The 9,153-nt window shown below is 57.9% G+C and carries 9 protein-coding genes and 1 pseudogene; all 10 read right to left on the bottom strand.

Features of this window, described 5'->3' with window-relative positions; genetic code table 11:
• Nucleotides 1-613 (bottom strand): efflux RND transporter periplasmic adaptor subunit (locus PSV43_RS00180; protein WP_300192474.1); only part of this gene is annotated, 613 nt, incomplete at its 3' end.
• 6 nt (nucleotides 614-619) lie between these two features.
• Nucleotides 620-1,894 carry a TolC family protein gene (locus PSV43_RS00175; protein WP_300192472.1) on the bottom strand — a complete coding sequence of 425 codons (1,275 nt, stop codon included), beginning with the start codon at nucleotides 1,892-1,894 and terminating at the stop codon, nucleotides 620-622.
• A 544-nt stretch (nucleotides 1,895-2,438) separates the two neighbouring features.
• Nucleotides 2,439-4,709, bottom strand: a complete 2,271-nt coding sequence (locus tag PSV43_RS00170; RefSeq protein WP_300192470.1) for a multicopper oxidase domain-containing protein — start codon at nucleotides 4,707-4,709, stop codon at nucleotides 2,439-2,441.
• Between the two features lie 95 nt (nucleotides 4,710-4,804).
• A complete protein-coding gene (locus PSV43_RS00165) occupies nucleotides 4,805-4,942 on the bottom strand; it encodes a hypothetical protein (RefSeq protein ID WP_300192468.1) in 138 nt (45 codons plus the stop codon).
• A gap of 81 nt (nucleotides 4,943-5,023) precedes the next feature.
• Nucleotides 5,024-5,518, bottom strand: a complete 495-nt coding sequence (locus tag PSV43_RS00160; protein ID WP_300192466.1) for a hypothetical protein — start codon at nucleotides 5,516-5,518, stop codon at nucleotides 5,024-5,026.
• Nucleotides 5,519-5,785: 267 nt separating this feature from the next.
• Nucleotides 5,786-6,787 carry a DUF2314 domain-containing protein gene (locus PSV43_RS00155; RefSeq protein WP_300192465.1) on the bottom strand — a complete coding sequence of 334 codons (1,002 nt, stop codon included), beginning with the start codon at nucleotides 6,785-6,787 and terminating at the stop codon, nucleotides 5,786-5,788.
• Between the two features lie 19 nt (nucleotides 6,788-6,806).
• Complete coding sequence (locus PSV43_RS00150) at nucleotides 6,807-7,151, bottom strand: hypothetical protein (RefSeq protein WP_300192463.1); 345 nt, start codon at nucleotides 7,149-7,151, stop codon at nucleotides 6,807-6,809.
• A gap of 481 nt (nucleotides 7,152-7,632) precedes the next feature.
• Nucleotides 7,633-7,995, bottom strand: a complete 363-nt coding sequence (locus PSV43_RS00145; protein ID WP_300192461.1) for a hypothetical protein — start codon at nucleotides 7,993-7,995, stop codon at nucleotides 7,633-7,635.
• Between the two features lie 239 nt (nucleotides 7,996-8,234).
• Nucleotides 8,235-8,612, bottom strand: a complete 378-nt coding sequence (locus tag PSV43_RS00140) for a hypothetical protein (RefSeq protein ID WP_300192459.1) — start codon at nucleotides 8,610-8,612, stop codon at nucleotides 8,235-8,237.
• A 119-nt stretch (nucleotides 8,613-8,731) separates the two neighbouring features.
• A pseudogene (locus tag PSV43_RS00135) lies at nucleotides 8,732-9,153 on the bottom strand (glucose-6-phosphate dehydrogenase); the annotation flags it as partial.

The raw sequence follows: 9,153 nt of genomic DNA, 5'->3' as shown, positions 1-9,153 counted from the left end.
TAAGAGCATCGCCAGCCTTTTTATCCAGCGCCTCGATCTGCGCTGGCGTGAGTCCCATCTGCCGCAACCGCAGGCCGGTGTTCTTTTTCAACTCACCTGTGAGCTGGCGATATTCGCGCTCTGACTGGAGCAATGTCGGGCTGTAGAATTCAGCCAGGGGTTGGCCTTCCGTGACCTCAGCACCCATGAAATTGACATGCAGCTTGTCGATACGGCCATCAATGTAAGCTGAGAGGATGCGGTGACGTGTGGCATTATCATCGATCATGCCTGCTACTGGCAGCGTCCGGGTCAGCGGCTGAACCTTGGCCTCTGCTGTCTCCACATGCAGGACTTGGATCTGGTTCTGAGTCAGGGCGACAACTTCGCCACCACCCGAGGCATCAATGCCTTTGTCACCCTCATAAACTGGGGTGAGCGCCATGCCGCAGATCGTGCAGCGGCCTGGCTTGTCGCTTTTCACCCAGGGGTGCATGGCGCTCTGATAAAAAAGCACTTTGCGCTCGCTGGCTGACTGCATGGCCGTCATGGAGGTGCCGCCGAAGTTACCGCGCAGGAACCAGCCCGCGCCGAGGGCGGCGATGATGAACAAAAGAGTGAGAAAGTTTTTCATAAAAAATCAGGGGTGAGTTGTTTGCGTGAAACCGCCCGTGAGAGCGGCGAGGTTTTGCAGCGCCACCTGCCACGCAGCCAGAGCACGCTCGTGCTCCATGTGCGCCTCAAGCAGGGCGCGGCGTGCATCCAGAACCTCCAGCAGCGTCGCTTTGGAAGAAATCCAGGCGTTTTGCAGTGTTTCCACGGTCTTTTCAGACTTGGGGATCACTTCCGAAACATAGGCGTTCACAAGCTGCTGGCCGTTCCGTGCCTCGGTGATGAAAGCGGAGAGCTGGGAGTAAAGGAGGCGCTGCTGTGCAGCGAGATCGCTTTGCGCCGCTTCGTGCAGCTTGTCAGCACGGGCGATGTCGGACTTGTAAGCGGCGCGATTGAACCACGGCAGCGTCATTTTGAAGTTCAGCATCGCCATGGTGTCCTGGAGCGTGCCTTGGGAATAGGTGTTCACCTGGAGGCCGACTGAGAAGGCAGGCTTGCGCTTTTCACGCGCAGCCGTGGACTCAGCCTGCGCCGCTTCGGTCTGGTGGCGCAGTGCTGCAAGCTGTGGATTGTCTCGCTCCAGCCGCACCTTCAACGCGGTGGCGCTGGCATGGTCCTGCGCCTTCGGGGGCAGTGACAAAGCACTCCATGTGGCATCTGCCGGTCGCCCAAGCAGGAGATTCAGGGTGGTGGCGAACTGCGTGCGCTGCCGCCGCGCACTGGCGAGCGTCTGCTTCTTCACAGACAACTCGCTTTCGAGGCGAAGTGTTTCAGTGCCGGTCGCATCCGGGTTCTTGGCCCGTTCTTCCGCCGTTTTCACGATGGTCTCCAGCCACGCCACATTCTCCGCCTGGAGCCGTATCACCTCGTCAGCCAGCGCCAGTTCCAGGGCTGCTTGTGCCACCATGAGTCCCAGTTCATTCGCTGTCTGCTTCTGCATGGCTTGCTGCGCCTGCTGCTCTGCCAGAGCACGGCTTTTTTCAGCGCGATACAGCCCGCGCCGTGGGAGCATCTGGTCGATGCCCACCGAGATGTCGCCGTTGCCTTGTCGGTTCACATTGCTGGCAAACAGCGTGCCAAGACCGAGTTGCGGGTCTTCCCACAACCGGATCGCGCCGATGGCAGAGGCGGCAGCTTGGCTGCGAGCCGCTGCCGCCTGGACAGATGGGTGTGAAGCCTCCGCTTCACGCACGAGTCTGCGAATAAAGGCAGGGGATGCTGCGCCGCTGTCTTCAGCAGCTAGGTTTTGCAGTGACACGCCAAACGGCAGTGTGATGAAAAAAGTGATAAGTCGTGTGTTCATTGAGTCCTCATAATAAAAAGCTTCGTTTCGGGTCCGTGCCGCGCTGGATGCGGGCACAATTCGCCTGTGGAAACGAGGCTTTGTCAGATGAGGAGGGCGCAATGCAGCGTCAGTGCTGGCGGGCAGTGCGGCAAGAAGGCCTCCGCTGCGAGAAGCTTTATCGGCTCCTGGGACACGAGCGGACTGAATGGCTTCACTGACACGCTGACGAGCAACGGCATGAACTTGATATCTTGAGTGCGCGGCGACGGAGCCACAGGAGCAGGCTTTGCTGGAGTCTGCGCTGGAGCCATGTCGCATTCACAGGTGACGTTCACACAGCAGGCGTGCCTGCATGTGCTCACCGACTCTCTCTCCACGCATGAAGTGCCTGGGATGGAAGCACCAGCCATCTGCGCCATCAGGAAGATGGCGGAGGTGATGATTCTGATCCAGGCATGTCTCATAGAGTCAAAGAAAGTGCTTTTCGTGCGGTGTAACTCTGGGAGAAGGCCAACCCCTCAAAATTCCCTGAAATTGTTTGCGGCAAATGGGCAGCGACTTCCTAGAACCGGAAGCCGACACCAGCACCCCAGCCATATTGGTTGTGCCACTGGCCGACGAGGGAGAGGTTCCGGTGCAGGAAATACTCCGCTCCCACAGTGGTTTCCCAAATAGCCTTGGTGTCATATTGGGCGCGGCCAAAGAGGGAGAGGCGTGCTGTGATCGGGAACACTTTGCTGATGGTGAAACGGAAGTCGCCGTCTGTGTCCACGGAGACCTGCGACTGCACCAGAAACGGCAGGAGGTAGCGGGCACCGAACATACCCCGGTTGTCGTTGATGCCGTTGCTCCACTCCATGCCGGCAAAAGTGCTGAGGTTGGAGGTGATGAAGCGGTCATAGTCGATGCCCAGTTCGTAGTCGGTGTCGCTGCCATTGCCAATGCGGGACTGCCAGTGGGCCATGAGGCCGTTGCGGTTGTTTTCCAGTGAGATCGTGCCTTCGGTCATGTTGGAAAGCAGGGTGCCCTCGCCAAATAAGAGCTTCGGATCATGCTCGGTCATCATGGCACCCGTCATGAGATGGGGATTTGGCGGAGCATCCTCATAGTGGACGACACGGGCCATGCCGATAGCGAGGTGATAAAGGACGTGGCAGTGCATCATCCAGTCTCCCGGCTCATCGGCGGCGAACTCGATGGTGTGGCTGCTCATGGGCGGCACATCAATGGTGTGCTTCATGGGGGAGAGGTTTCCGGCGCTGGTGACAAGGCGGAAGAAATGCCCATGCAGGTGCATGGGATGGTGCATCATCGAATCATTGATGAAGGTGAAACGCACTTTCTCGCCACGGCGCACGTTGATCATGTCCGCCTCGGAAAAGGTCTTGCCATCAAGCGTCCAAACGAAGCGGATCATATCGCCTTGGAGACGGAAGGTGTATTCGCGCAGCGGGCGGGAGTCCGAGATCACGGTGGAATGCAAGGCACGCAATTTCTCATACGGGCTTCCAGGCCGCTCTGGGTCATCCATGCCGTGCATTCCAGCCATCGACGGCATGTCCTTCATGGCGGCGCGGCTTTGCTTCACGGCAGGCATCGGCATGGTGCTGTGGTCCATGCCTTTCATGTCGGTTATGGCGTCAATTTTCTTCGTGGGTTTGGGCGGTGGCATGCCTTTCATGCCAGCCATCGCACTGTGATCCATTGCAGGTTCGGGAGCCGCTATGTCACCCTCACCCATGCCCACCATGCTGCTGTGATCCATGCCCTTCATGTCAGACATGCCGCTCATACCACTCATGTCTCCCATGCCAGACATCCCCTTATAGACATTGGGCTTCGGCACATCAGGTGCGGCGTGCCGTTCTCCCTGGCCGATGAACAGGCTGCTATGGCCGGTGCCATCTTGCGAGGTGGCGCGTAGCTCCCAGGCTCCGCCGCGTTGCGGCACCTTCACCAGCAGGTCGTAGGTTTCAGCGATGGCGAAAAGAAAACGTCCGGTCGCTACGGGCTGAACGTCGGTGCCATCAGCGGCGATGATCTTCATCGGCCCGCCTGCATATTCGAGATGATAGTAGCTCGCGGCGCTGGCATTGATTAGCCGCAAACGCACCGTTTCGCCTGGTTGCGCAGGAAATTCAGCGGCGGGTTTGCCATTCGCGAGAAAAGCATCATAGCCCACATCCGAAAAGTCCATCGGCGGCATCCGCCTCATCGAGCGCTTCACCATGTCCGGCAGGGCATTGTGTTGAATGGCCCCCACGATGCTTTGGGCCGTGCCTTTTTTGATCTGCTGCCATTCAAAGCCCGCACGGAGCTGCGCCAGCACGTCATACGGGCTTTCATTGGTCCAATCGGAAAGCACCACCACGAGATCGTGATCGGTCTTGATACGCTCGCCGCCTTTGGGGGTGATGGCTATGCTGCCGTAAATACCAAGCTGCTCCTGCAAGCCGCTATGGGAGTGATACCAGAACGTGCCGCCATGCCGGAGACGGAAACGGAACTCGCGCGTTTCGCCGGGTTTGATCGGTGCCATGTTCACATGCGGCACGCCGTCTTGATCGTTCGGCAGCAGGATGCCGTGCCAGTGCAGGGACGTGTCTTCTTTGAGATTGTTCTTCACCCGGATGACGGCATCATCGCCCTCGGCGAAGCGCAGTGTTGGTCCGGGGATTGAACCATTGATCGCCATCGCACGTTGTTCCTTACCACTGAAATTCACCGTCATCTCTGACAGGTTAAGGTCATAGTTCACGGTCTTTGCCCACAATGACGGGGATGAGGACAGGAGAACGAGCCAGACGAGGGTGGAGATGGTGTGGTAGCGCATGATCAGCAGGCAGTGGACGGAGTTAGGTCAAAAAAGGACGACATGGCGGCACCCGCTATTGGGTGTCGCCATGAGGTAAGCATGGAGCCGACCTTTTACATCTTGGCGTGCTCGGCTGCGGACATGCCGGACATGGACGGGTTCTGACCCGCAGGAGCTTTATTACGGGTGGTGCAACTGCTCACCGTGATGAGGGTGACGGCAGCAAGGATGATGGCGATGAGTTTGTTCATGATGGAGCGTGGTCGTATTTGAGGTTGTGTCTGGTTCTGTCGAATTCCGGCAAGTTGGAGTGCCGGAAAATGTTGTCGTGATTATTCATGCACGGGATGCTGATGTCGCGCCTCTACTGCCCCAGGAGGTGGGCCGTCGCGAAACTCCGGGTGTCGCACACGCCCGCCTGCATAGCTGATCCAGCCGCCCACGCCCATGCTGGCGGCAGCAAGGGTCAAAGTCGCCAGGGCTAGCGGCACGGCGGTCTTAGGCTTCCATTTTGGCACGGCGAGAGCTGCCCCGGCGACAATCATCAAGGCATAATAGATGTAGATCGTGCTCTCTGCCCGTTCCATGTGGGTATCGAGCCATTGCTGGCCAGGCTCATCAGCGATGCCGCGCACAGTTTTGTAGGCTTGCTGCCCCAGAAACAGCACCGGATAGGCGGCGGCTGAACTGACCAGCATGACGGCCAATGACACGATCTGTGCCTGCCTGCTTTTCAGGAACAGGGCGAGCACAAGGGCGAAGATCCCAAGGCCAACACCGATGACGAGCACATGATTGGAAATGGCGTGGAGATATTCAGGTTTCATGGCCGGTGGTGGTTAGAAGTTGTGTGAGCATTGCCTTCAGTCACGGTTTAAACTCCACTGATTCTGAAACCCCTCAGAATTTCTTTGGGGCAAAGATTCACGCCACAGCGCCTTGCTTCGACAGCGTCGCGAACTCCCAAGGGTATAACCCGCATCATAGCGAGCATGAGCTTCATGGACCCGCCGGGCAGCTCTGAGACACCCGTGACACCAAAAAAGAACAGGCCTGCGGCGGGTGCACCCGTCGCGGACCCATTGCACCGGGCGCTATTGCTGGCTTTGCGCCCGTTGGTCGAACACCTTGATGGTGTAACCGCCCACGGGCTTCTTTTCTTTGTTGAGATAAATCCAGTCGTCCACGTCGGCGATTTGGATGTGCAGATCTTGCCCCATCTTGAGGTTCGTGACAGTGGCGGGTTCGTTGTCGAGCCGTCCATGGATTTTCGTTTCATCAATCGAATCAACGGACAGCCAGAGGTATTCCGTGTGGTCGCCTTCGCTGATGCGGCCCTTCACGGCGAACTCAGTGCCCGCCTTTTCACGGAAAGCGTGCATAAATTCGTGCCAGCCTTTTTTCGCCTGCTCTTGTGCCGCCAGAAGTTGTGGATCGTCGTCCCGAATGGAGACGACATCGGAGCCGCCGCCGGAGTTGGCGAAGGCTTGCAGCGGATCGTCGCTGCACAGCGTCTTGCCCACCGCCTCGCTGTAGAGGACGAAGTCGTCGATCTCGGGATGGTAAATCGCCAGGGCGTCGTTCCCGGCGAGCGCCGCAGCGATCTTGCCCATGTCCTGATAGGACTGCTGAATATCTTCAGGCTCTGTGGCTGAGGCCCAGTCGATGGAAACCCAGGCGTGATGCGCCGCCACCACTTTGCGCAGCTCCGGCTCCTTGATCTCATCGAGCGCCTTGTTGCTGTTCTCGACATACGGCTTGGCGATGTTGTTGATCACATAGCTGCCCGACTTCAGTTTGACGAGAAAATGCGGCGGCTTCGCGACGACAAAGCTGCCCTTGCTCTCATCATGGCTGTGTTTGACCCCCACCGCCTTGCTGACGAGAGCGCCGAGGGTGTGCTCATCCAGCTCTCGTGGCTCGTGCAGCAGCACCACGAGAGAAAGCAGGCGCTCCTGCGGTGCAATGGTGGCGGGCTTGTTGACTTGGAGTTTGTCATCCGCAAGGGCCGCCGCACTGAACAGTGTGAGGCAGAGCGCAGCAGCGGCGAGGTGCAGGGAGCCGGTGAGAACCAGGCGGCAGAAAGATGGATTCATGAGCTGTTGGCGTTGGGTGTTAGCGGACGAGGTTGTTGAAGAGATTGAAGAGGTTGTTGTACGTGCCACGCTGGTCGCGGTGGCCGGTCGAATAGTTGTGGTTGTTGGAGTTCTGGGAGTGACCGGAAGCGGAGTTTCTATGATAGTAGCCGCGGTCGTAATACTGCTGATGATTGTAGCCGCTATTGCCGTGGCCCTGACCCCTATAGCCGTGGCCCTGGCCGAGATAGCCGTGGCTTCTGTAGCTGTGTGGCGAATAGTGATGGGAGCTGCTGCCATGGCCATTGTGGCCTTGTTTCTTGTCTTTGGCTGACACCGTGAGTGCGCAAGCACAGGACAGAATGATGAAGAATAGTTTTTTCATGTATGTGGTGGGTTGATGTTCTACCGCAGGCGATCCTACGTGGAAAGACAGTGCGGGTGCTATGGGGTCTTCACCCCAAATGAGCATTGTGGATATATTCCGTGCTAACTCGCCCGCCGGCGCTGTCCGTCATGAGTCAGCAGATCCTGAGCCGCCGACTTTCCCCAGGCTCCGGGTGTGTGGTTGGGAAAGCCGGGCGGTGGATGAGCGGTCCAGGTGGTTTGCATGGGCTCGGCCAGCTTCCACCATGTCCGTGCGGTGGAAAAGGTTCGCGTCGCCGATTTTACAATCGTAACTGGTCATGTGAAGGCTGTCGTTTCTGGTGCCTTGGCCACTGAGGTGAACTCCACCCGCACGCTGAACGAGCCGCCTCATCATGGATGAGGCGGCTCGTTTGTATATTGTGCAGAGGCACTGTTGGTGACGCATTGATCCGGCAATCTGAAGTCACCGTGCGATGCCCTTGGAACCATTGGCGCGCCTACTTTGCCATTTCCCGCTCGTGAATGTTCCAGGTACCATGACGTCCAAAGGAGAAACGATCCCACCGGGTGCCGTCCTTGCTGAGGCTGATTTGCATCTGCTCGCCTTCGTGTCCTCGCAGCGAGGAAGCATCTTGAAGGAAGTGCAGGAAGTAAAATGCAGCCCCATCCTTTGTCACGTCCTTCACCTTGATGATGTAGTGCTGGCTGTCACGTTGATAGCCGACGTAAGCCACCATCGTGACATTGAAATGGTCGTGGTCGTGGGCCGCCTGGACAGGTGTGGGCAGCATGAGGTAGGAGACTCCAAGAAGGCATGCGAGTGCGATCAAGCGTTTCAATGTTGTGCGACGTGTGTTCATCTTTTTGAATCTTGTGTGTGAGGGTTTTAGGGTTGGGTTGGCTGTTTGGCGTTGCGTTCGTGCGCCGATGGTTTGTTTTGAAGGGCTGATGGTAGGCGGCGAAGCGCTGCGGGCGCTATGGGGTGATCACCCCAATTCCCGATGCGCGCGGCATCTACGAATGCCCTGAAAAATAACAGCCGCATGGTTGACCTGGATCAACGATGCGGCTGCGCCCCATTGCGGTGCATGACACTGCTCTAGTGGCCGCTGTGATGTGAGTAGGAAGAGTGCCCGCCGGAATTTCCATGGCTGTAACCACCGGAACCATGGCTGTAGCCATGGCCGCTGCTAGCATGATCCTGTGCTGCATGAGCATTGCCCGACGCGTAACGGGCATGCCTGGCATCACTGATCGCATGAATGATCGAGCCGAAGCTGCCGGAGTGTGAGGCATTATGTGCGGCTTGGCGGGCATGGCTGCTGTCGTGCGAGGCGTGGTGGCTCTGCGCATTCGCACGCGCATGGTCGTCTGCGTGATGGTAATCTTCGGCCCGCAGGGGTGAGGCAACGAAGGCGAGTGCGGCGAGCGCAATCAGGGCGGCTGGAAGTTTGCTGGATGTAAGATGTGTTTTCATACAGTGTCTCAGACGCGCAAGGTTGATGAGCATTCAAACGAATTGATGATTTTCGACAGACGCCCCATTATTGGGTGGTTATGCGTGTTGTTTGCTTGAGCATGGCAATGTTCTAACCGCTAACTGGTCCACCAATGATGTCCATCACGGGAAATCAACTCCGCTGCCGCACGCGGCCCCCAGGTTCCGGGCGTGTAGTTGGGAAGGTCGGGTGGTGGATGATCGGCCCAAGTGGTGAGGATAGGCTCGGCCAACTTCCACGCGGCTTCCACCATGTCGGCGCGGTGGAAGAGCGTCATGTCGCCCAACAGGCAGTCGAACAACAGTTTCTCATAGCCGGTGGTAGGCGCGGTCTTGCCGAACTGTGAGTAGTCGAAGTCAAGAGTCACGGCTTGCGTGTGAATCGTTGGCCCTGGCGTTTTGGCGCGCATTTGCAGGGTGATTCCTTCCTCTGGTTGGATGTGCATGATGAGCAAGTTGGGGCCGAGTGGGGAGCATTCGGTGCCGCCGAATAACGAGAGCGGCGGGCTTTTGAAATGCA

This window comes from Prosthecobacter sp. (assembly GCF_029946185.1).
Lineage (GTDB): Bacteria > Verrucomicrobiota > Verrucomicrobiia > Verrucomicrobiales > Verrucomicrobiaceae > Prosthecobacter.
Note: the sequence above shows the minus strand (reverse complement) of the source record. Positions and strands in the feature narration are given on the sequence as shown.